The organism is Streptomyces prunicolor NBRC 13075 (assembly GCF_000367365.1).
In the GTDB taxonomy this organism is placed as follows: Bacteria; Actinomycetota; Actinomycetes; order Streptomycetales; family Streptomycetaceae; genus Streptomyces; species Streptomyces prunicolor.
On record NZ_BARF01000110.1, the window covers coordinates 32,583 to 54,239 of the forward strand.

Below are 21,657 nucleotides of genomic sequence, written 5' to 3' on the forward strand. Positions count from 1 at the left end.
CGGGTAGGGCCCCGGTCCTGGGCGTGCGCGCGCGAGCCGCTCAGGACCGGTCGGACGCCGGCTTCAGCACCCGTATCCCCGGTATCGGCGAAGCCAGCAACCACACCGCCGACAACGCTCCCCCGACCGCGGCGACCATCAGCATCACTCTCAGGCCCGCCAGCGTGGCCAGTCCACCGCCGACCAGCGCCCCCAGCGGACGTATCCCGTAGTTGACCGTGCTGTAGGCGCCGGCCACGCGGCTGCGGAGGCCGTCCGGGACCACCGAGGTCTGGAGGGAGTTGAGGTTGACGTCGAGGAGCATCACGCCGAAGGCGGAGAGGAACTCGGCCGCGCCCAGGGTGCCGAGACGGGCCCAACTCGGGCCGGTCGCCGCCGCGATGAGGGCGTAGGGGGCGGGGAAGACGACGGCGCCCACGACGATGCTGCGGCCGATGCCGATCCGGCGGGCGATCGCGGGGGACGCCACCGCGCCCAGGAGGCCGCCGGTCGCACCCAGCCCGAACGCCAACCCGATGGCGCCGGGCGACAGTTGGAGCACCCGGTCGGCGAACAGCACGAGTAGGCCGGTGCCCGACAGGAACGTGAAGAAGTTGACGGTCGTGGTGCAGAGCAGGCCCGCGCGCATGACGGGCTCGTGGATCACGAAGGTCAGCCCCTCCCTCGCGCGCCGCAGCAACGAAGGACCGGCCGACGTCGTAGCAACAGGAACAGGAACTTGACCTGGAACTGGAACTGGAACTGGAACTGGTTCGTCAACTCGCGTACGTCCGACCAGGATTGCCGACGCCACGAACGACAGCGCGTCCGCGATCACCGCGACCGGTGCCGTCAGTGCCTGGACGAGACCACCGCCGACCGCGGGACCGGCGATGAAGGACACCGACCTGCTCGCGCTGAGCTTGGAGTTCGCCTCGACGTACGACTCCGGCGGCACGAGGTGGGCGAAGAAGGACGAGTACGCCGTGTTGAACACCACCGCGGCCGTGCCGGTCAGCAGCGCCACCGTGTACAGCTGGCCGAGCGTGACGGTGTCGAAGGCGTAGGCGATCGGGAGCGTCAGCAGTACGGCGGCTCTGAACAGGTCGGCGAGCAGCATGAGTTGGCGTTTGCCGGGTCGACGGTCCACCCAGGCACCCAGGAACAGGCCCAGGAGGTTCGGTGTCCAGACCAGGGCGGTCAGCAGGGCGACCTGGTTCGCGGAGGCGTGCAGTGCGCCAACCGCCATGAGCGGCAGGGCCAGTTCGGAGATCCGGTCGCCGAACTGGGAGACGGACTGTCCGCACCAGAACCGTACGAAGCGGCGGTCCCGCCACAGTGAGTCCGGGCCCGGCCGCAGGACCCGACCGCCCTTCACTCCGGGGCGTCCGTGTCGTCGCCCGCGTTCCCGGCGCCCTCCGGCAGCGCGTACGTCAGGAGCCGGACATCTCTGCTGCCCGGGGGCCGCCAGTCCGGTTCGCGGACGACGTACGGCGCGATCAGTACCTCCAACGCGTCCTTCAGCGCGGCCAGTTCGTCCGCCGTCACCACGATCCGCGTGTTGCTCGCGCCTGCCAGCCTGGTCCACTCCGGTTCCAGTCCGGGTGCCGTGTCCGTGAGCCAGCGCAGCGGCAGGTCGGCGTTGCGTGCGAACATCTCGCCGGTCAGCACCTGCGCCGCCGACCGGCCCTCCTCGTCCTCCGGCGTCTCGAACCGGAAGCCCCTTGCCACCGCCGCCCAGCGCCGCTCCCGCCGGTCGGTGCCGCCCTCGGCGTCGCGGACCAGGCCGAAGCCGGCGAGATGGCGCAGATGCCAGCTGGTGACGGACGGGGTGGCGCCCACGTGCGGGGAGAGCCGGGAGGCGGTGGCGGGGCCGTGGCGCTGGAGGCGTTCGAGGATCGCGAGGCGCACGGGGTGCGCCAGCGCGCGCATGGTCCTCGGGTCGGATATCTCTAGGTCGCCGAAGCGGTTGCCGGAATCGCGGTTGCCGGAATCCATGGTCTGAGAGTGTTCTCTTAGAAAACCTGAGAGTCAACTCTCAGATCCAGCCGAAGAGTTGGGAGCGGGATGCCTCGATCGGGGCGCCTCAAGCGGGGCGCCTCAAGCGGGCTGCGGCGTCAGGCGCTTGTGGCCCTTCCTGTCGTAGTACTGGACCATCGCGAAACCGAAGAGCAGACCGATGGCCGTACCGACCCCGATCATGGTCCACGCGCGTGTGAGCCCCGCGTCGCCGCGGGCGTCGAAGTAGAGGATCGCCCTTACGCCGTCGCTGAGTTGGCGCATGGGCTCGAAGTGGGAGAGGAAGCGGTAGAAGCCGGGGACGGCCTGGAGGGGGACGGTCGCGCCGGAGGAGGGGAGGCCCAGGACGATGAACACGAACATGGAGACCAGCTGGCCGATTCCGCCGAACGCGGCGTTGATGGCCTGGACGCCGAGGCCGACGGCGAGAGCCGCGCAGTAGGAGTAGATCCACAGGAGCGGGATGTGGGTCGCGTCCATGCCGAGGATGCTCACGCCGGCGAGCATGATCAGGGAGACGCTGAGGAGGGTGATGCCGGCCGTCATGACCATCTTCAGGAGCAGTGTCTGGGTGCGGTCGATGGGGACGGTGGGGCGGCGGGTGTGCCAGGGGCCGATCTCGTTGTCGGCGTAGCCGAGGCCGGTGTCGACGCCGTTGCTGATGACGTTGCCACCCATGAAACCGGCCAGGACCAGCAGCAGGGTGTAGTAGAAGGCGGTCAGGCCGATGCCGCTGTTGTCGCCGATGGGGTGGCCGACCTGGGTGATGATCCGCACCGGGTCCGCGAGGAACAGCTTCTGCGTGGCGTCGGCCTGCGTGGCCGCCGCACCGAGCTGCTTGCCGATGGTGAGCGAGGCCTGCTGGGCCGCCGTGGAGGAGATCTTGCTCGCGAGGGACGAGCCGAGGCTGCCCTTGCCGGGGTTGGTCAGCACGGTGATGGTCGGGCGGGCGGTGGCGTTCGTGGTGGTCAGTGCGGCGACGGAGTTCGTGAAGTCGGCGGGGATGACGAGGGCGCCGTAGACCTTGCCCGCGTCGAGTTCGTCCTGGGCCTGGGCTCTCGTGAGCTGACGCCAACCTGCCGCGCGGCTACCGGAGTTGGTCGCGATGGAGTGGGTGATCTGGGTGCCCAGGTTCTGCTGCTGGCCGGTGAGGGGTTTGCCGGTGTCGCTGTTGACGAGGGCGATGGGGAGGTCGCGCAGTTCGCGGTTGGGGTTGACGATGCCGCCCATGTAGAGGAGGGACAGCAGGAATGCGAGCAGGCCGGTGAGCACGGTGGGGATGAGCCACAGTTTGGGGCGGCCGAGGAGTGCGGTGGCGCGGAGGCCGGTGGGGGCGGGGGTGCCGGAGTCGTCGTCCATGGTGGGCAAGTCTGGTGCCGGAGTCCGGCGGGGCGGTGCGGAAACGCGCCGGACACCCCTGTTGTTATTGGCTATCGTCCTAGGGGTTCTGGTTTTCGCAGGTCAGAGGAGAGGTGGTGGGTCGTGCCGCGCGCGGGACTCACCGCCGACCGGGTCGTGGCGGCCGCCGCCGACCTCGCCGACGAGGTCGGTTTCGAGAACGTCAGCCTGTCCGCGCTGGCCCGCGGCTTCGGCGTGAAGGACGCGAGCCTGTACTCGCACGTCCGGAACCTCCAGGACCTGCGCACCCGGGTCGCGTTCCTCGCGGGCGGCGAGCTGATCGACCGCATCGCCGTCGCGGTCGCCGACCGCACGGGCCGGGAGGCGCTGGGCGCCTTCGCCGACGCGTACCGGGCCTACGCCCTGGAGCACCCGGGCCGGTACGCCGCCACCCAGATCCGCGTCGACCAGTCCCTGATCGCCGACTCTCCCGCCCTGCGCCGCACCGCCGAGATCACCTACGGCATGCTGCGCGCCTACGGCCTGACGGAACCCGATCTCACCGACGCCGTACGGCTGTTGAGGAGTACGTTCCACGGTTACTGCGCGCTGGAGTCCACCGGCAGCTTCGGCGCGCCGCGTGACGTGCGGCGGTCCTGGGAGCGTGCGGTCGACGCGCTGCATGTGGCGCTGACGCACTGGCCGCGGGAGGGTCAACCGGGGTGACGGAGATGCCGGTTCCGGTCCGCGCCCCAGGTGTATCGCTGACCACTTAGACTGGAAACTTCGCGAACGTCACGTGCCACCCAGGGGGGAGGGAGCGCGCCTTGTCTCAACAGCAACTGGGACGTGGTCCCTTGAGGGCCCCGGGGCCGCCCGGTCCGGCGACTCCCGGCGGGAGCCCGCCGACCCGCTTCGTGAGCTGGCTCGGCCGGTTCGGGTGTGTGGCCGCGGGATACGCGGTGTTCCAGTTCCTGTTCGGCGTGCTGCCCGACTCGATCGACGGGGAACCGGCCAAGTATCTGATCTCCGGGCTGAGCGGATTCGCCACGGTCGGGATGACCTGGCTGGCGGCGGCCCTGCTCCGCGCCCGCACGGCAGGACCCGCACCCCTCACCGCGCCCGCGCCGCTCGCGCCGAACGCCCCCGGCCCGCTGCCACAGGTGTTCACTTCGGCCTACGACACCCTCGCCGCGCAGGTCGCCGTGGTGGACGACCCGGTGCGCGGCCGTCTCGTCGGCTGGCCGCACTCCCTCCAGGAACTGGACGGCCCGGTCCGGCCGACCTCGCTGGCCACCGCGTACGGGCTGCACATCGTGCTGGACCTGGGGGTGGCGGACGGACGGCTGCACACCGGCGATCTCATCGACACGCTGTGGCGGCTACGGCTGCAGGGCGGCGGCTGGTCGGCCCGTTCGCAGGGGTCGGTGGCCCGCCCGGAGGTCACCGCGATGGTGCTGGGCGCGCTGGCCCGGGCGGGTGCCTCGCGGGAGCGGCTGGCGGACGAGGTGGCGCGCTGCGAGGCCGGGTTCACCCGTGAACTCGACGGTACGGGGCGGGCGTTGACCCATGTCGTCACCACGGTGATGCGGGGGCTGCTGCGTGCGGCACCGGACGCGCCGACGATTCCCGTGCTGCGCGGCGCCCTGGTCGACGGCGCGTTCTCCGACCCGCAGCGCCAGCACCGCCGCTGTTGGAGCCACCGTCTCTCCCCGCTCCCCTGGGTCGGGCACCCCGCCCAGCCCTCCGCCCTGCACACCGCGCAGGCCGTGGTCGCCCTGGACCGGGCGGCCGTTGTCCTGGGCGAGGGGCCCGTGGAGCGGTCGGCGCGCGAGGACGGGGTGCGCTGGCTGCTGGCCTGCCCGGCGACCGGGCACGACAACTGCGCCGACCTGGCGAACCTGCGGGAGGAGGTGCGCCGCCGGCACCCGGACGACTCCTCGCACCACGAGGTGCTCAACGTCCGGCATTTCACGGCGAGTTGGATCGTGCGCGCGCTGCTCACCCCGGGCGCCCAGGAGATCGCGCGCCAGGACGGCGTCGAGGACACCTGGCGGGAACTGCTGAACGGCGCGGCCGCCGCGGTGTGGGCGGCCCAGACCGACGGCATCTGGTCCTGGAGCCGGGACGGGTCCGGGTTCACGACGACCGAGGAAATGCGCCAGCCCATCTGGATGACCTATCAAGGGCTTTCGGCGCTGCGCGCACATGCCGTATGGATGTATCAGCCGGATACTCGAACGAGCCCGGTGTGAGCCGTAGTTGGGGAGTGAGTGCATGGGTGGTCGGCAGATCCTGGCGGCGCGACGGCTGCTGACCGAGACGCTGGACGGCGAACTGTCCGACCACGAGACGGTGACCGCGGCCCGTGCCGTCGTCGCCGAACTGGGCTCCCCCGACCGCCTGTTGGAGCTGGTCGCCGAACTCGCCTCCGGCGAGGGCGATCCCGAGGCCTGCGCGAAGCTGTCGTACCGTCATGTCCTGGGCTTCGACAAGCTGTTGCTGATCGACGGCGGACCGCGCCACATGCTGCGTGCGCACTTCTGGCATCCCGGCGCGAGGGCGATCGGCACGGAGGACATTCACAACCACCGTTCCCCGCTTGCCTCTTACGTGGTCCGGGGCCGGCTCGCCATGGAGTTGTACGAGGCGCGAGACGACGGCGGGATCACGGCGGACCGGTACGAGGAGTCCCTGGCCGAGCGCAGCTCCGACTGGCGGCTGCGGCCGACGGGACCGGCACGACTGCGGCTGACGCACACGGGTCAGTACGCGGCGGGCAGCGCCTACGCCCTCCCGGCGTACACCCTGCACCGGGCCTGGTGCGACACGGACGTACCGACGGTGACTCTGTTCCTGGAGACGGGTGCCGAACGGCGGCGCCACACCGATGTGTTCACGGCGGCGGGCCCGCATCCGGGGGCGGTGGCGAAGGTGCCGCTCGAAGCGCGGGACTATCTCGCCGCGCTGAACGGCCTCGCGGAGTCGCTCAGAAGTTCGTGAGGGCCTGTCGTACGACGTCCAGGTTGTACGCGTCGATATCGATCCCCGCACCGGCGAGCTCGGACGGCGGGAGCCAGAGATACGCCTGGTCGGGCTCGGGGAGGGTGATCTCCAGGGTCAGCGGCCTGACCAGGAAGTTGTCCTGCCAGTTCTTGATCTCGCCGCCCCGGTACTCGCTCACGAAGGACGATTCGCCGATCTTGCGGACGATCTCACCGAGCAGCCCGGTCTCTTCCTTCAGCTCCCGCAAGGCACCGTCCTCGGGAAGCTCGTCCGGCTCCAGCTTCCCGCACGGAACGCCCCACACGCGCGGCAGGAACCGCTCGGTCGCACTGCGGCGCACCAGAAGTACGCGCCCGTCGTCGTCCATAACGACAGCCGCCGCCAGTCGCTTGTCGCCGGGGTCCATGGTCATGGTTCCTCGGTCCCTCGCCGGAGATGAGTCCAAAGGGTCTGATACCCAGGAAAGCATCCAACGTACCAGGATCGGCCTGCCCCGGCTGTGGAGCCGGTCTCACCTCGGGACGCCTGCGCATTCATCTCCCTCCGAATATTTCGCGCAGCGCCACGGCAACCTCCCCCGCACCAGTGGCGACATGGGAACATGACCAACGCAAGACGCACCACGACACACCGTCGCCGCTCCCCCCGCCGCATCGCCCGCAAGCCGCTCGCGGGCTCGCTCGCCGTCGCGGCCCTGCTCGGCGGTGCGTGGTACGCGACCGCGGCGACGAACAGCGGCGACAGCGGTGGCTCGACCGCGGCCAAGACGTCCACCTCCGCGTCCACCAGTGCCTCGGCTTCCTCCGAGGCCGCAGCCGACGGCTCTACGTCCGCCTCCGGCACGGCGACCGCGTCCGCCTCGGCGAAGACCACCCCGAAGGCCGTCGCGAAGACCTCGACGGCCGCCAAGGCCGCGACCGGCACGCTCACCCCGATCAGCACCACGGTGGCGCTCGCCGCCAAGTTCCCTTATCTGACCGCCGGTTACAACAACACCCGCGAGTGGACCCGTACGACCACGGCCGTGGCCCCCAACGGCACCCTGCGCGTGGCCTGGCCCGCCGCCGACGGCGTCCACGTGACCCCGTTGAACGCCGCCGGACTGCGCTCGGGCGCCGACACAATCGTCAAGGGCGCCAAGGAAGTTGGCGGGCTCGTCGCACACAACGACGGCTTCGCGCTGCTCACCCGGGTCTCCGACACCAACAAGTGGAAGGAGACGGCCGCCGCGATCGTCCGCTACACGGGCGGCAAGCAGACCTTCCGCACCAAGCTCACCGGCACCGCCTCCAACGACACCTCCCCGGGTCTCGACGGCCAACTCACCTGGAACGGCACCAAGTACGGCGCGTACTTCGTCGTGCACGGCGCGGGCGGTTTCGCGGACGGCCACTTCGGCGACAAGTTGACGTACATCAGCGCCAAGGGGGCGAAGCTGAGCGGTGGTTGGAGCTGGGGGTGCAGCCACAACGAGGGCACCGCGCTGCACGCGGAGACCTCCGGCGCCTTCACCTCGCTGTGCTTCGACGACTGGCGCTCGGGCCTGTTCGTCTCCACCGGGATCGGCGCCCCGGACGTCGCACCGGTCGTGCAGCGCGAGCAGTGCTGGGCAGGGTACTGCGGTGGTACCTTCCCCAGCCGCACCGGTGACCTGGTGAAGTCGGCGAGCGGCCGGTACGCCACCGCCTTCGCCTCGCGCGGCGCCGCCTCGGCCAAGAAGAACTCCGCCGACTCCAGCGGACGCGGCTGGACGGTCACCCCGAAGACGAGCACCCACCAGGTCGCCGTCGCCTTCATGGCGAACCGCAACTCCGGTCCCGGCAAGGCGGTTTACCTCACGAGCGCGGCCGGCACCGAGAACGTCAACGTGCACATCGCGCCCTACGGCAAGGACCGGCTCCTGGTCTCGTGGGAGTCCCTGAAGGGTGCCAAGTGCAACGCGGGCACCTGCACCGGCACCTTCACGGGCACCCACCTGCGGCTCATCGACTGGAACGGCAAGGCCCAGAGTGCGGACAAGGTGGTGACCGCCCGGATCAGCGGTGACATAGCGGTCCTGAAGAACGGCACGCTGACCTGGGCGTACGCCCCGGTCACCCCGACCTACGCGAGCCCGCTCAACGGGGCTTCACCGACCACGACGAGTCTGCGGATCGCCCGGCTGACTCCGTGAACCGGAACCCCGTCCGCTTGCCGCCGGTCCACTGAACGGAGACGCCGTGATCCCCGTCGACCTCCACGGACACGAGTTCCGCGAGGGGACGGGGGTCCAGTTCTCCGGTGAGGCGGGCCAGCGCGACGAACAGGATGGGCCCGTCACCGACCTCACCCACGCCGTCCAACAGGCCGTGCAGGGAAACGAGTTCGGCGCGCGGCCCTTCCTCCGCCGACCACCCCGTGACCCGGACCGGCGTCCCCGCAGCCGCGCCCACCACCAGATGGGCCCGCACCTCCACAGCCCCCTCGGCCACCACCAGGCTGACCACCCGGGCCCCGGAAGCCGCCGTGTGCCGGGAAGCGACCCAGCCCTCCCCGGCCCCCAAGGGCACGATCTCCGTACGGCTCGGATCCCCGCCGACGATCACGCTGTTGTCGTACGACGACGAAGGCTCCGTCACCGTCGAGTAGGCGAGGCGCGTGTAGTACGGGTCGTAGCGGACGTCCTCGCTGCCGTGGTTGTGGAGGCGGACCAGGCCGTCCGAACTGGTCGACTGGAGCAGCCAGTTGGCGGGCGCGATCGCCGTGATCGCATCCTCCCGCTCCACCGGACCAGGCTCCTCGGCCGCCGTCCACACCTCGTGGTCCGGCGGGAGGAGCAGGCCGAGGAATCCCTTGCTGGCCCAGTACGGGGACGCGGGGCCCGAATAGCCTTGCAGGACAGCCTCGTTGGGCCCGTGCCAGCCCAGACTCAGCAGCCCCCGGTCGTCCACCGCCCCGCGCTCCAGGAAGTACTTCAGCGCGCCCGACGCCAGCCGTCGCGTCTCCCCCGGCGGCAACGGCGTACGACCCGTCAGCGCCCCCAGCCACAGCGGAGCCGTCGTCGCGAAGCGGTACGTCAGGGACCGGCCCTGGTGCATCGGGGCGCCGTCTCCGCCGAACAGGCGGGCGTAGTCGGCGAGATGGCGTTCCAGGCGACCGCCGTAGAGGTCGAGGAGGCGGGGGTCGTCGGCGAGCCAGGCGTGCAGGACCGGGTAGAGGTGCATCGCCCAGCCGTTGTAGTAGTCGAACTTGCGGCCGTCGCCATCCGTGTACCAGCCGTCGCCGACGTACCAGTCCTCGATGCGCGACAGTCCTCGGTCGACGGCCTTGCGGGACTCGTCGACCTCGTAACCGATCTCCTGGAGGAAGCCGCCGACCGTGACGGGGAACAACTCCCAGTTGCAGGGCCAGGGTTCGGCGGTGAGGGCGTCCGCGAGCCAGGCCGCCGCGCGCTGCCGTACGGGTTCGTCGAGGCGGTCCCAGAGGAGGGGGCGGGTCAGGCGCAGGGCGAGGGCGATCGAGGCGGCCTCGACGAGGGGCTGGCTGCGGTCCTCGATGCTCGGCCAGACGCCCGCGACGCCTGCCGCCAGACCGTCCGCGTAGCGCTCCAGGGCCGTCTCGTCGCGGCGGAAGGCGGCCAGCAGCAGGGTGCGGGCGTAGCCCTCCAGGCCGTCGGAGAGGCTGCCGGACCAGCTGGTACGGGTGCCGGGGAGGTGGTAGAGCGCGCGGTCCTCGGTCGCGTACGGCTCCACCGCCGTGAGGAGGGTGTCGGCGGCCGTCTCCCAGTGGGCGCGGGTGTAGCCGGTGCGCGGGCTCAACACACGGTTGTCGGCAGGGAGTTGCATCGGCTCGCTTTCACACGCACGGCGGGAGAGTGGAACCTGGGGCGCCCCGGTTCCGGTCGGAACGCCCCAGGGGTCTTTCGGGTCTCACCCCACTCGTACCCGGTCCTCCGGCAGCAGATGCCGGGCCACGAGTGCGTCGCGGACCAGGCCCGCGTACACGGTGGCCCCGTGCGCGGAAGTATGCGTGTTGTCCTTCTTCTCGTTGTAGAGGTAGAGGGCCTTGGAGCCTTCCACTCCCAGCGATTCCACCAGCGCTTTGGTCTGCGCCGTGAGATCGATCAGCGTTACCCCCTCGGTCGCGGCGACCGAGCGGATGACGCCCGGCAGGTCGACGCCGAGTCCGTTCACCAGCAGCGCTGTGTTGTTGTTCAGTGTGCCGTCGGCATTGAACCAGCGTCGGACGATCGGTGTCACGAGGGCCGGCCGACCGCCCTTGTCACGGATACCCGCTACGAGGGTTTCCAAGTTCGCGCGATACGTGGCCTCGTCGGTCGTCTTGTCGTTGTGGGCGAGTTGGACGAGAACCAGGTCGCCGGGGTGGATCAGCGGCTGAACTGTCCCCCACAGCAAGGGATTCTCCAGGTAGGTGACCGTACTCTCCCCGGAATCCGCGTAGTTGGCGACGGACACGCCCTTGCGCAGGAACTGCGGGAGCTGTTGGCCCCAGCCGGAGTACGGGTCGCCCGGTTGGTCGCAGACCGTGGAGTCGCCGATCAGGATGATCTGGCGGGCATGGTGGGCGGGGGTGACGCGGATGTCGGCGAGTGCGGGGGCGGTGCCGCCGATGGCGAGGTCGAGGCCGGGGGTGCCGTCGGGGCCGGTCGGTTCGCCTTCTGGCGTACGGACGTTGACCGTGAAGCTGCGGGTCACAGTGCGGCCCGCCGCGGTGGCCGTCTCGGGGAGCAGGGAGCGCCGGGTCTCGCCCGTGATGGCCGTACTCGCCGCGCTCTCGCCGCCGAGGCGGACCGTGACGTCGTAGGTGCCGGCTGGGACGTCGAAGTGGCAAGCGGTGGCGATGCAGTTGGCGAGGCCGAGCGGGGGCGTGCGGTCGTGGGCCTGGGCGGGTGCGGTCGACAGGGCGGTGCTCAGGGTCAGTGCGGCCAGCAGGGCGATGTTGAAACGTCTCATGCGTGGCTCCTCCGTCCGACGACAAGGCCTGGCGGTGGACCGTACCGCTCCGGACAAGCGCTTTCTAGACCTGCGGCAGATTTCACTTCATTGCCAACTCCAAGGCTGCGAAAGCCCTTTCGCGAAATCGATTCAACTGCCACCCTCCAAAGCACCCGCACCCCCACCCTCCCGAAGGAGGCACCCCCATGTCCGGCTCTGTGAACAGACCGGTTCGCCGCCGCACCTTCGTCCTCGGCGCAGCGGCCACGGCCGGTTCGGCGGCGCTCGCCGGGCCGCTCGCCGAGACCGCGTCCGCCGCGAGCTTCGGCTACACCGACGACGGCTCGAACTACGTCGTCGACACCGGCGCGAGCCTGGTCTTCAAGGTCAGCAAGACGAACGGCGATCTGACCTCGCTGGCCTACAAGGGCACCGAGTACCAGGGCTACGGCGGCAAGAACTCGCACGTCGAGTCCGGCCTCGGCACCTCCACCGTGACGATCGCGCAGTCCGGCACGACGATCCTGATCTCCGTCGCGTACGGCACGCTGAAGCACTACTACGCGGCCCGCAGCGGCGAGAACAACGTCTACCTGTGGACCAACAAGGCCGACACCTCGGTCAGCGCGACCCGCTACATCGTGCGCGTGAAGGCCGGCCTGTTCCTCAACGACGAGCCGGATTCCTACACTTACGCGCCGACCACCATCGAGTCCGCCGACGTCTTCGAGAAGTCCGACGGCCAGACCCGCTCCAAGCACTACGCGAAGAAGCGGGTCATCGACTACGACTACGTCGGCTGGACCACCGGCAGCGTCGGCCTGTGGGTCGTCCGCAGCAACCATGAGAAGGCGTCCGGCGGCCCGTTCTACCGCTCGCTGCTGCGTCATCAGAGCGCGGACGGCGGCGGGTTGTACGAGATCCTGTACTACGGCGAGAACCAGACGGAGGCGCAGCGCTTCGGTCTCCAGGGGCCGTACGTCATCGCGCTCACGGACGGCGGCGCGCCCTCCTCGTCCCTGTATCACGCCAACCTGACCACCGCGTGGGCCGATTCGCTCGGCATCTCCGGGTACACGGCGGCTAGTTCGCGGGGCCGGGTCGCGGGCGTGGGCATCACCGGGCGCGACACGGCGTACGCGTACACGGTCGGGCTCGCCAACTCGGCTGCCCAGTACTGGGGTTCGGCGCGGGCCTCGGACGGCTACTTCTCCATCGCCGGAGTCCTGCCGGGGACCTACACGTTGACCGTCTTCAAGGGTGAACTCGCCGTCTACACCGGGTCGGTGGCGGTCACGGCGGGCGGGACGACGACGCTGAACAGCATCGCGATCCCGTCCTCCAACGACCCGTCCAACGCGAGCGCGATCTGGCGGATCGGCAACTGGGACGGTTCGCCGAGCGGGTTCAAGAACGCCGACCTGATGACGTACGCGCACCCGTCGGACGTACGAGCCGCGTCCTGGACCGGCAACGTCGTCGTCGGCAGCGGCACGGAGACCTCGGCGTTCCCCTGTTACCTCTGGAAGGACGTCAACAGCGGCATCATCGTGTACTTCAAGCTGACGGCGGCTCAGCTCGCCGCCGCGCACACGCTGCGCATCGGGGTGACGACGGCGTACGCGAACGGCCGGCTGCAGATCGTCGTCAACGACGCCTGGACCTCGGCCGTCCCCTCGCCGCCGACCCAGCCGAGCACCCGGTCGCTGACCGTGGGTTCGTACCGGGGCAACAACAACACGTTCACGTACAGCGTGCCCGCGTCCGCCTGGCTGACGGACGCGAGCGCGTACAACACGCTGAAGATCTATGTGGCGAGCGGCTCGGGGACGACGTCGTTCCTGAGTGCCGGTACGTCGGTCGACGCGATCGATCTGCTGGCGTAGAGGCGGCACGCCGAATCGTTACGGCAGATCCGGGTTCAACCGATCGGGCTCGGAGTGTCGGTGGTGGGTGTTAGCGTCCGGATCATGCAGCTTCGGTATGCCTTCCGTCTCGACCCGGGTCCGGGCCAGCGCGCTGCGCTGGCCCGGGCGTTCGGGTGTGCGCGGGTGGTGTACAACGACGCGGTCGCGGCCCGGGAGCGGGCCCGGCGGGAGGGCGCCCCGTATCCGGGAGCCGCCGTGCTGTCGAAGACACTGATCACCGAGGCGAAGTCCACGCCGGGGCGGACCTGGCTGTCCGAGGTGTCGGCGGTGGTGTTGCAGCAGGCGCTGCGGGACGTCGAGCGCGCCTACACCAACTTCTTCGCCTCCCTCAAAGGCGCCCGGCAAGGGGCACGGGTGGGGGCGCCGCGTTACAAGTCGAAGCGGGACGCCCGGCAGGCGATCAGGTTCACCGCGAACGCCCGCTGGAAGATCACCGAAGCGGGGCGGCTACTCCTGCCGAAGGTCGGCGAGGTGAAGGTGCGCTGGTCACGTACCCTGCCGTCGGTCCCCTCCAGCGTGACCGTCATCCGGGACGCGGCGGGCCGGTACTTCGCCTCCTTCGTGATCGAAACCAACCCGGACGCCGACCTGGCGCGGATGCCGGAGGCCGACGACCTGCCCAGCGTCGGCATCGACCTGGGACTGACCCACTTCGCGGTCCTGTCCGATGGTACGAAGATCGACAGCCCGCGGTTTCTGCGCCGGGCGGAGAAGAAGCTGAAGAAGGCCCAGCGGGAGCTGTCCCGCAAACAGAAAGGCAGCAGAAACCGGGAGAAGGCCCGCCTCAAGGTTGCCCGGGCGCACGCGCAGGTGGCCGACGCCCGCCGCGAGTTCCACCACCAGCTCTCCACCAAGCTGATCCGCGAAAACCAAGGGATCGGTGTGGAGGACCTGGAGGTCAAGGGCCTCGCGCGCACTCAGCTCGGCAAGGCGGTCCACGACGCGGGATGGGCCTCCTTCCTGGCAATGCTGGAGTACAAGGCACAGCGCTACGGGCGCACCCTCGTGAAGATCGGCCGGTTCGAGCCGACCAGCCAGGTGTGTTCGGCCTGCGGCGTCAAGGACGGCCCCAAACCCCTCCATGTACGCACCTGGACGTGCAGCGCGTGCGGCACCGTCCACGACCGCGACCACAATGCCGCGAAAAACGTCAAACAGGCCGCCGGACTGGCGGTGACAGCCTGTCGAGCGCAGGTAAGACCAGAACCATCGGTTCCGGCACAGCGCGAAGAAGCAGGAAGCCACGGAATCCGGCCCGGAGCCCGTGCCGCGTAGCGGCAGAGCACCGGACCGGAAGGCCAGAATCTCCCTGTCTCAGCAGCGAGAGCAAGTCAAACGGCCCAGAAGTACCTGGCGGTGGCGGGCACGGACGGTTGGAATCCGGTCCGGTAACCGTGTGCTCAACTACCGCGCGTCCACTGCTGGTTGGTAGCCCCGCTGCACGTGTAGGTGATGATCGCGGCGGAGTTGGCGGTGGACGCGCCCGACACGTCCAGGCACTCGCCGCTCGTTGCGGCCTTGACGAGGACGTAGCTGCCGGACGTGGTCAGGCTCCACTGCTGGGTGGTGGCGCCGGTGCAGTTCTCCTGGGTGACGTTGGTCGAGTTCTCCTGGAGACACAACGAGCTGCCCCGGCCCATGAGTTCGTAGTAGCCGGTACCGAGGTCCTTGAACCACCACTTCTGGTTGGTGCCGCTGTTGCAGGTGTACTGGCTGATCGCGATGCCCTGCCACAGCGACTGGTTGGCCACGTCAGCGCACTTGGCGCTGTTGCGGGCGATGAGCGTGTTGTACGTCGCGCTCGTGCCGCTGATCGTGCCGGCGGCCGTGTCGATCGACACCTCCGGGTACCAGGACGCCATGGACATCGAGGTGGTGGTCGGGAAGGTCAACGGCAGCCACACGTAACGGGAGTCGTTGACGGTGCCGCCGAAGGAGTTGCCCCAGCGGTCGCCCATGTAGAGGTACGAGGTGCCCGAAGTCCCGGTGATCGGGAGGACGTAGGCGGTCTGCGAGTTGTACGCGGTCGAGTCGCCGACGTTGGTGAACGCCGTCCACGGGCCGGTGATGCTGGTCGCGGTGGCGTACTGCTGCTGGTTGGCGCTCCAGCCGGTCGCGCCCGAAGTCAGCATGAAGTAGACGCCGTTGCGCTTGAAGAGGGCCGGTGCCTCGCGGTGTCCGCCCACCCACGGGTTGGCGACCAGGCTGTCGATGGCGGTGTAGTCGGCGGTGAGCTTGTAGATGTGCAGGTCGTAGTTCTCGTTGGCGGCGGAGACCATGTAGGCGGTGCCGTCGGTGTCGACGAACGTCGTGATGTCCCGCGACATGTTGTCGCCGAGCGGCTGGAAGCTGCCCTGGTAGGTGTAACTGCCGTCCACGGTCGAGGAGACGGCGACGGCGGCCTTGGCCTCGCTGTAGTCGACGCCGTTCTCCTTGTGCATCCACATCACGAACTTGCCGGTGGACGCGTTGTAGACGACCTTCGGCCGCTCGATGTAGGCGGTGCCCAACTCGGAGGCGCTGGACTGGGTCAGGACGTGGTTGCGGAACTCCCAGTTCTTCAGGTCGGTGGAGCGGTACGCGTCCACGTACTTGAAGGTGTTGTCGGCGTTGCGGTCCTCGCCGAACCAGTAGTAGTAGCTGCCGACCTTGATCACCCCGCCGCCGTGCGCGTGCACGGCGTTGCCCGAAGTGTCCGTGAACTGCGTGCCGTTGGTGATGGTCTGCGCCGCGGCCTGGGCCGGTCCCGCGGTCGCCAGAGCGGCGGCGAGCACACAGCACAGGGCGACGAGGATTGCGTACACACGTCTCATCTGACGCCTCTCGGAGGGGAGTTCGAGATTTCGTACGGCATCTGTCATTACGAACGCCGAAAAGGTATGGGTGTGTTACGGGAAGGTCAACGGGTCGCGCGTGACAAAGATGGACGCGAGATTTCTGTTATCGCCGCCGCCGACGCACGTCTCCAGTGATGTGCGCAGCCAAACCCGCAAGACCTCAGCCGCCGTAGGCGCCCTCGCGACCGTCGCCCTCCTGGTCGGCGCGCCTCCCGCCTCGGCCGCCGGCGCCCGTGACGCGACCGCCGACGTCCTCGCGAACCGGGACGTCACGCTCACCGGCGACACGGTGGTCACCGTGCCGTCCGGGACGACGACGTACAACGGGGTGTTCCGCGGCCAGGGCACGCTCACCGTGCGCGGCGGCGGCACGCTGATCCTCACCAAGGACAGCGACTTCACCCTCCCGGCGGCCCGGCAGCGGCAGAAGGTGACCACCCAGGGCGGCAACCACCCGTACACCACCGTCAGCAACCCGGACCCGCCCGCGATCACGGTCGCGAGCGGCACAACTCTCCAGTACGGCACGGGTGGTGGGACCGGCCTCATCGGCCACTTCCCCTACAGCACACCCGGGTATCAGCTCAACGAGCTGAACGTCCGCGTCGACGGCGCCCTGCGCCTCTCCCTGACCCGCACCTTCAACATCGGCACGATCAGCGGTTCGGGCCTGGTCACGCAGCCCCGCAACATGTGGGGCACGCTCGACCTCGCCGGAACTCACCCGTTCTCAGGGGTGATCGACAACGGCACCGGCATGGCGGTCGGCCGCCCCGAGTACCCGGTCGCGCTCCCCAACGCCCGCGCGATCCTCAACCAGGGCTCCTGGATCATCGACACCCCGCTGTACCAGACGATCACCCTGCGCCAGAACTTCTATCAGCGCGAGTACGGCAGCGACGTCAACGTCCACTCCCGGCCGGGCAGCAAGGTCGTCCTCACGGGCCAGTACAGCTACAGCGACCAGGGTGGCGACACGAACCCGTCCCTCAGCGACTCGAACCTCAACTGGCGTGCCATCGCCCACCAGTTGAACAAGCGCGGCACCAACATCGAGGGCGCGAACGTCCAGTGGGGCGACGGCACCACCCACCAGATCTTCATGCCGGGCACCAAGGACACCGTCTACATCAACCTCCACGCGGCGAGCGGGGTCCGGTCCCGGCTGACCTTCGACTACGACGGTCCGGTCACCCTGGGTGCGCCGATCGGCGGCGGCAGGTACCACGACACGCTGGCCGCGCCCGGTGCCGGGGACATCGTGATCGCCGGGACGCGCGGGAATGACGTGACCTTCGCGGCGCCGCAGTACTACGACGGGTCGACGACCGTGGAGAAGGGGGCGGTGCTGCGACTGGGGTCCGGGAAGTCGGGCGGCGACGGTGGACTGCTGACCGGCACGGAGGGGCGTCGGATCGTCGACGACGGGACCCTTGTCCTGCGGAACGTGTCACTTCCCACGAATCTGTCGCGCCTCGGCGGCAAGGGGTCCCTGGTCCAGTCCGGCGCCGCCACAACGACACTGACGGGCACGGCGGTGACGTACACCGGGACGACGACGGTCTCCAAGGGCACGCTGGCGCTGAGATCCGGGGCAACTCTCGCCCACAGCAAGGCGATCCGGCTCACCTCGGCGGGCGCGCGGCTGGACGTGGGGACGGCGGGCCTGCGGGTGTCGACGGAACTGACCGGTCTGGGCACGGTGAAGGGTTCGGTGACGAACGACAGCCTGGTGACCACCGGGCTCACCGTGACCGGCAACTACACGCAGAGCGCGAAGGGTGAACTGGTCCTGGGCGCCAAGCCGTTGAAGGTCGCGGGCAAGGTCGGGCTGGCGGGCGACCTGGACCTCTCGGCCGCCGGGACGCACCCCGCGCGGACCGTCACGATCCTCGACCACACGGGTAAGGGCTCAACGACGGGCGCGTTCAAGGGACTTCGCGAGGGCACCAAGCTGAAGCTCGCCGACACGACGTACCGCATCAGCTACCGGGGCGGCGACGGCAACGACGTCGTCCTGACCGCCGTCACCGCGACCACCCCCTCCCCCAGCACCCATCCCACATCCTCGCCGGGGACGACGCTCGCCGAGGCCCGCACGACGAACACCGCCCGCAGCGACGGCTTCGGCTGGTGGCCCTACGCCCTCGGACTCGGCCTGCTCGGCGGCCTGCTGATCCCGGCAACCAAGCGCACGCGGGGCGCCGGCAGGCGCGGGGGCGGGAGGCACGCGGCGTAGGACTGAGCAGGGGCGGCTGGGCAGCGCCCCTTCAGGGGCGCGGGGAACTGCGCGACCAGCCACGACGGCGCTGGCAGCAAAACGACTGCACATCGCGGCACAACCAGCAGAGCGCCTAGCGGCCACTCGGCGCCTCCGGGAACCCCAACTGCGAGGCCAGCACACGCGCCTCAGCGGCCCACCCGGCGAGGAACGCGAGGGCCAACCCCCGCTCCCGGTACCGGAGTTCCGCGGAGACGGCGCGCTCACCGCCGTAGTCCCGCTGCTCCTCGCCCGCGCGGGAAAGCATCGCGGCGGTGAGCCAGTCGTACTTCACGACGGACGCGCACAGCCCGAGCCGTACGAGCCGTTCGTCGACCCGGCTGCCCGACTCCCGGAGGCCGTGCAGATACGCGTCGTAGGCCCGCGCCGCGTAGCCGGGCAGGTCGGCGGCCGGGACGAACAGGTCGAAGACGGAGTCGGGGAGGTAGTTGCCGAGGTCCTCTCCGAGGGCGCCGTCGCCGGCGAAGGCCCAGTCGAAGAGGACGCTGTCCCGGTCCTGCGTACGGACGTTGGCGGGCCACTGGTCGAGGTGGCTGAAGGCGCGCGGCAGGGCCTCCATGACGTCCAGGAACCACTCGCGGTCGTGGTGCAGCCGGACCATGTCCTGGCGCAGTCCGGCGGGGAAGTGGTCGCGGACCAGGGGCTGTTGCCAGGCCGCGTCGTCGTCGAGGAGTTCCTCGCCGAGTGTGTTGCTGCCGACGTACTGGCGCAGGAAGCGGTGCGAGAGCCAGGGTTCGTCGGGGACGGGTGCGGCTCCTTGCGCGGCGCCGAGGCGGCGGGCGTGTTCGATGTGGCGGGCGAGCGGCCAGGCGGTGCCCGGCTCGCCGCGCACGTGCTCCAGCCACAACGCCACGTCCCCGTCGGCTCGTTCGACCCGGGCGAGCAGCCGGGGCGCGCGGATGCCGTACGGCTGCCAGGTCTGCGCGAGCCCGGAGTCGTAGACCTGCGCCTCGCGCAGCCAGTAGTTCCAGTGCCGGGGGTCGTCGGAAGCGGCCCAGCGGCCGGTGGCCGGCTTGCTGCGGGTGAGGACCTTGAGGACGGCCGTACGGTCGCCCGCGGTGACGGTCCAGACGCCCGCGGTGACGCCGTTCTTGGGGTTGTGGGTGAGCGGTGTCGCGGAGACCGGTCCGGTGGAGTGGCCCAGGACGTCCCGCGCTTCGGCTTCCGTGATGTTCCCCATGGTGGGCGATCCTTTCACCAGCCGGACGGGGACCGCCGGGTACGGCCGTATCGACTAGCGTCGAGACATGACCAGCGACACCGCTCCCCTCCTCGCCGACGCGCTCGCCGCCGGGACGCTCGTCCTCGACGGCGGTCTGTCCAACCAGCTCGGGGCCGCCGGGCACGACCTGAGCGACGAGCTGTGGTCGGCGCGGCTGCTCGCGGACCGGCCCGAGGCGATCGCCGAGGCGCACCTCGCGTACTACGAGGCGGGCGCCGACGTGGCGATCACCGCCAGCTACCAGGCCACCTTCGAGGGCTTCGCGAAGCGCGGGATCAAGCACGACCGGGCAGCCCAACTCATGGCAGAGAGCGTGGAGTTGGCCATCGATGCGGCGGTGGACGCGGGAGGGCGGGGCATCGAGCGGCCGTTCTACGTGGCGGCCTCGGTCGGGCCGTACGGCGCGATGCTCGCGGACGGCTCCGAGTACCGGGGCCGGTACGGGCTGAGCGTGGCCGAGCTGGAGGCCTTCCACCGGCCCCGCCTGGAGGTGCTGGACTTCGTCGGGCCGGACGTGCTGGCCTTCGAGACGATCCCGGACGCCGATGAGGCCGAGGCGCTGCTGCGGGCGGTGCGCGGACTGCGGACGCCCGCCTGGCTGTCGTACTCGATCGCCGGTGATCGCACCCGTGCCGGGCAGCCGCTGGAGGAGGCGTTCGCCCTGGCCGCCGACGCGGACGAGATCATCGCGGTCGGCGTCAACTGCTGTGCGCCCGAGGACGTCGAGGGCGCGGTCGGGATCGCGGCCCGCGTGACCGGCAAGCCGGTCGTCGTCTACCCCAACAGCGGCGAGACCTGGGACGCCAACGCCCGTGCGTGGACGGGCCGTTCCACCTTCACCGCCGAACAGGTCGAGGGCTGGCAGGCGTCCGGCGCACGGCTGATCGGGGGGTGCTGCCGGGTGGGGCCGGAGGCGATCACGTCGATCGCGCGGACACTCGAGCCGGGTTCCCGACTCAGGAAGTGACCGCCGCGATCGAGTCCCGCACCACCACATGCGTGCCCAGCAACAGGTGCTCGTCCGGGGATTCCGCGGTGCGGCCCAGGGCGGTGCGTACGGCGAGGCGGCCCAGCTCCTCGTAGGGGACGTGGACCGTGGTCAGGGCGGGGTAGAGGTCGCGGGCGAACGGGATGTCGTCGTAGCCGGCGAGGGAGACGTCGCCGGGGACGTCCAGGCCCGCCTCGTGCAGCGCGGTGAGCGCGCCCGCGGCGACCATGTCGGTGGCGGCGACCACCGCCGTGAACTCCAGTTTCCGGCTCAGGGCGAGGCGCATCAGGCGGTGGCCCGAGTCGCGGGTGAAGTCGCCGTGGAGGAGGAGTTCCGGGTCCGGGTCGAGGCCGCGGGCGCGGTGCGCGGCGAGGTAACCGCGTTCACGGCCCTGCGCGGTCGCATGGTGCGGCTTGCCGCCGAGGAACAGGATGCGCTGGTGGCCCTGGGCCAGGACGTGCGCGACGAGGGCGTAGGCGCCACCCTCGTTGTCGTACTCGATGACCGTGACGGGTGCGCCCGGGCCGAGCGGCGGCCGACCGCAGAGCACGAGCCGCGAGCCCGCTGAGGCCAGTGAGTCGGCGATACGGCGGGTGCGCTCGCGGTACTCGGGGGTGTCGGCGGTGCCGCCGACGAGGATCACGGCGGCGGTGCGCTGGGCGCGCATGGTCTCGATGAAGTCCAGTTCGCGCTGGACGTCGCCCTCGGTGCTGCATACCAGGCAGAGGTGGCCGAGCCGGGTCGCCTCGCGCTCCACGCCGTGTGCCATCAGCGCGAACGACGGTCCCGTGATGTCCTCCAGGACGAACGCGAGGGTCGGCGTCCCGACGCCCGCCACGGCCTTGGCGCGGGCGTCGGCGACGTAGTCCAGTTCGCGTACGGCCCGCAGCACGCGGGTGCGGGTCGCCGTGCTCACCGGGTAGTCGCCGCCGAGCACCCGCGACACCGTGGACGCGGACACCCCGGCGCGGGCCGCCACGTCCCGGATGGTGCTCCCGTTCGCGTCCTGGCTCTTCCTGGTCATGTACCCGCCTCGCCCCTCCCCGGCCTGTGGCAACACTCCGGCAACCGGTTCCCTGAGCGGAGAGTAGCAGTGGGTGAAGGCCGGGAGGAGGGGCGTGCGTC

17 protein-coding genes are annotated in these 21,657 nt (G+C 70.1%); 8 read left to right on the top strand and 9 right to left on the bottom strand.

What is annotated here, in order from left to right; genetic code table 11:
- Positions 1–40: 40 nt before the first annotated feature.
- From SPR02S_RS45900 to SPR02S_RS45910, 3 genes are all read right to left on the bottom strand, one after another.
- Positions 41–1,357: an MFS transporter gene (locus tag SPR02S_RS45900; protein ID WP_019063797.1), complete on the bottom strand. Its 1,317-nt coding sequence runs from the start codon at positions 1,355–1,357 to the stop codon at positions 41–43.
- Positions 1,354–1,977, bottom strand: a complete 624-nt coding sequence (locus SPR02S_RS45905; protein WP_019063798.1) for a helix-turn-helix domain-containing protein — start codon at positions 1,975–1,977, stop codon at positions 1,354–1,356. Before SPR02S_RS45905 ends, SPR02S_RS45900 begins: the two co-directional genes overlap by 4 nt.
- Positions 1,978–2,079: 102 nt before the next feature.
- Entirely contained in the window at positions 2,080–3,357 is a 1,278-nt protein-coding gene (locus tag SPR02S_RS45910; protein WP_019063799.1) for a YhgE/Pip domain-containing protein, read from the bottom strand.
- A gap of 123 nt (positions 3,358–3,480) precedes the next feature.
- Between SPR02S_RS45910 and SPR02S_RS45915 the strand changes: the two genes are divergently transcribed.
- The 3 genes from SPR02S_RS45915 (at position 3,481) to SPR02S_RS45925 (ending at position 6,339) form a co-directional block, all read left to right on the top strand.
- The gene (locus SPR02S_RS45915) at positions 3,481–4,062 is read left to right on the top strand and encodes a TetR-like C-terminal domain-containing protein (RefSeq protein ID WP_019063800.1); all 582 of its coding nucleotides are present in this window, start codon (positions 3,481–3,483) and stop codon (positions 4,060–4,062) included.
- A gap of 101 nt (positions 4,063–4,163) precedes the next feature.
- Complete coding sequence (locus tag SPR02S_RS45920; RefSeq protein ID WP_026151484.1) at positions 4,164–5,591, top strand: prenyltransferase/squalene oxidase repeat-containing protein; 1,428 nt, start codon at positions 4,164–4,166, stop codon at positions 5,589–5,591.
- A gap of 22 nt (positions 5,592–5,613) precedes the next feature.
- A complete protein-coding gene (locus SPR02S_RS45925; protein ID WP_019063802.1) occupies positions 5,614–6,339 on the top strand; it encodes a hypothetical protein in 726 nt (241 codons plus the stop codon).
- Here SPR02S_RS45925 and SPR02S_RS45930 read toward each other — a convergent pair.
- Positions 6,326–6,748: an NUDIX hydrolase gene (locus SPR02S_RS45930; RefSeq protein ID WP_019063803.1), complete on the bottom strand. Its 423-nt coding sequence runs from the start codon at positions 6,746–6,748 to the stop codon at positions 6,326–6,328. The genes SPR02S_RS45925 and SPR02S_RS45930 overlap by 14 nt on opposite strands.
- 195 nt (positions 6,749–6,943) lie before the next feature.
- On the opposite strand from SPR02S_RS45930, the gene SPR02S_RS45935 reads away from it, so the two are divergent.
- Positions 6,944–8,515, top strand: coding sequence for a hypothetical protein (locus SPR02S_RS45935; protein ID WP_020684279.1), 1,572 nt, complete (start codon positions 6,944–6,946; stop codon positions 8,513–8,515).
- Here SPR02S_RS45935 and SPR02S_RS45940 read toward each other — a convergent pair.
- Positions 8,460–10,166, bottom strand: coding sequence for a DUF2264 domain-containing protein (locus SPR02S_RS45940; protein WP_019063804.1), 1,707 nt, complete (start codon positions 10,164–10,166; stop codon positions 8,460–8,462). The two genes, SPR02S_RS45935 and SPR02S_RS45940, sit on opposite strands and share 56 nt — an antisense overlap.
- Before the next feature lie 84 nt (positions 10,167–10,250).
- Positions 10,251–11,294: a rhamnogalacturonan acetylesterase gene (locus SPR02S_RS45945; RefSeq protein WP_019063805.1), complete on the bottom strand. Its 1,044-nt coding sequence runs from the start codon at positions 11,292–11,294 to the stop codon at positions 10,251–10,253.
- Positions 11,295–11,482: 188 nt separating this feature from the next.
- Here SPR02S_RS45945 and SPR02S_RS45950 point away from each other — a divergent pair, with 188 nt between their 5' ends.
- Together SPR02S_RS45950 and SPR02S_RS45955 are read left to right on the top strand one after the other, a co-directional pair.
- Positions 11,483–13,162, top strand: a complete 1,680-nt coding sequence (locus tag SPR02S_RS45950; RefSeq protein WP_019063806.1) for a rhamnogalacturonan lyase B N-terminal domain-containing protein — start codon at positions 11,483–11,485, stop codon at positions 13,160–13,162.
- Between the two features lie 84 nt (positions 13,163–13,246).
- A complete protein-coding gene (locus SPR02S_RS45955; RefSeq protein WP_026151485.1) occupies positions 13,247–14,479 on the top strand; it encodes an RNA-guided endonuclease InsQ/TnpB family protein in 1,233 nt (410 codons plus the stop codon).
- A gap of 125 nt (positions 14,480–14,604) precedes the next feature.
- On the opposite strand, the gene SPR02S_RS45960 is transcribed toward SPR02S_RS45955, so the two are convergent.
- The gene (locus SPR02S_RS45960) at positions 14,605–16,017 is read right to left on the bottom strand and encodes an RICIN domain-containing protein (protein ID WP_026151486.1); all 1,413 of its coding nucleotides are present in this window, start codon (positions 16,015–16,017) and stop codon (positions 14,605–14,607) included.
- Positions 16,018–16,177: 160 nt separating this feature from the next.
- On the opposite strand from SPR02S_RS45960, the gene SPR02S_RS45965 reads away from it, so the two are divergent.
- The gene (locus SPR02S_RS45965; RefSeq protein WP_019063809.1) at positions 16,178–18,280 is read left to right on the top strand and encodes a hypothetical protein; all 2,103 of its coding nucleotides are present in this window, start codon (positions 16,178–16,180) and stop codon (positions 18,278–18,280) included.
- Between the two features lie 115 nt (positions 18,281–18,395).
- Here SPR02S_RS45965 and SPR02S_RS45970 read toward each other — a convergent pair whose 3' ends face one another.
- A complete protein-coding gene (locus SPR02S_RS45970; RefSeq protein WP_019063810.1) occupies positions 18,396–19,502 on the bottom strand; it encodes a hypothetical protein in 1,107 nt (368 codons plus the stop codon).
- Between the two features lie 67 nt (positions 19,503–19,569).
- On the opposite strand from SPR02S_RS45970, the gene mmuM reads away from it, so the two are divergent.
- Positions 19,570–20,511 carry a homocysteine S-methyltransferase gene (gene mmuM / locus SPR02S_RS45975; RefSeq protein WP_019063811.1) on the top strand — a complete coding sequence of 314 codons (942 nt, stop codon included), beginning with the start codon at positions 19,570–19,572 and terminating at the stop codon, positions 20,509–20,511.
- Here the strand turns inward: mmuM and SPR02S_RS45980 are convergent.
- On the bottom strand, positions 20,501–21,556 hold the full coding sequence (locus SPR02S_RS45980; RefSeq protein WP_019063812.1) for a LacI family DNA-binding transcriptional regulator: 1,056 nt from the start codon (positions 21,554–21,556) through the stop codon (positions 20,501–20,503). The two genes, mmuM and SPR02S_RS45980, sit on opposite strands and share 11 nt — an antisense overlap.
- Positions 21,557–21,657 lie beyond the last annotated feature (101 nt).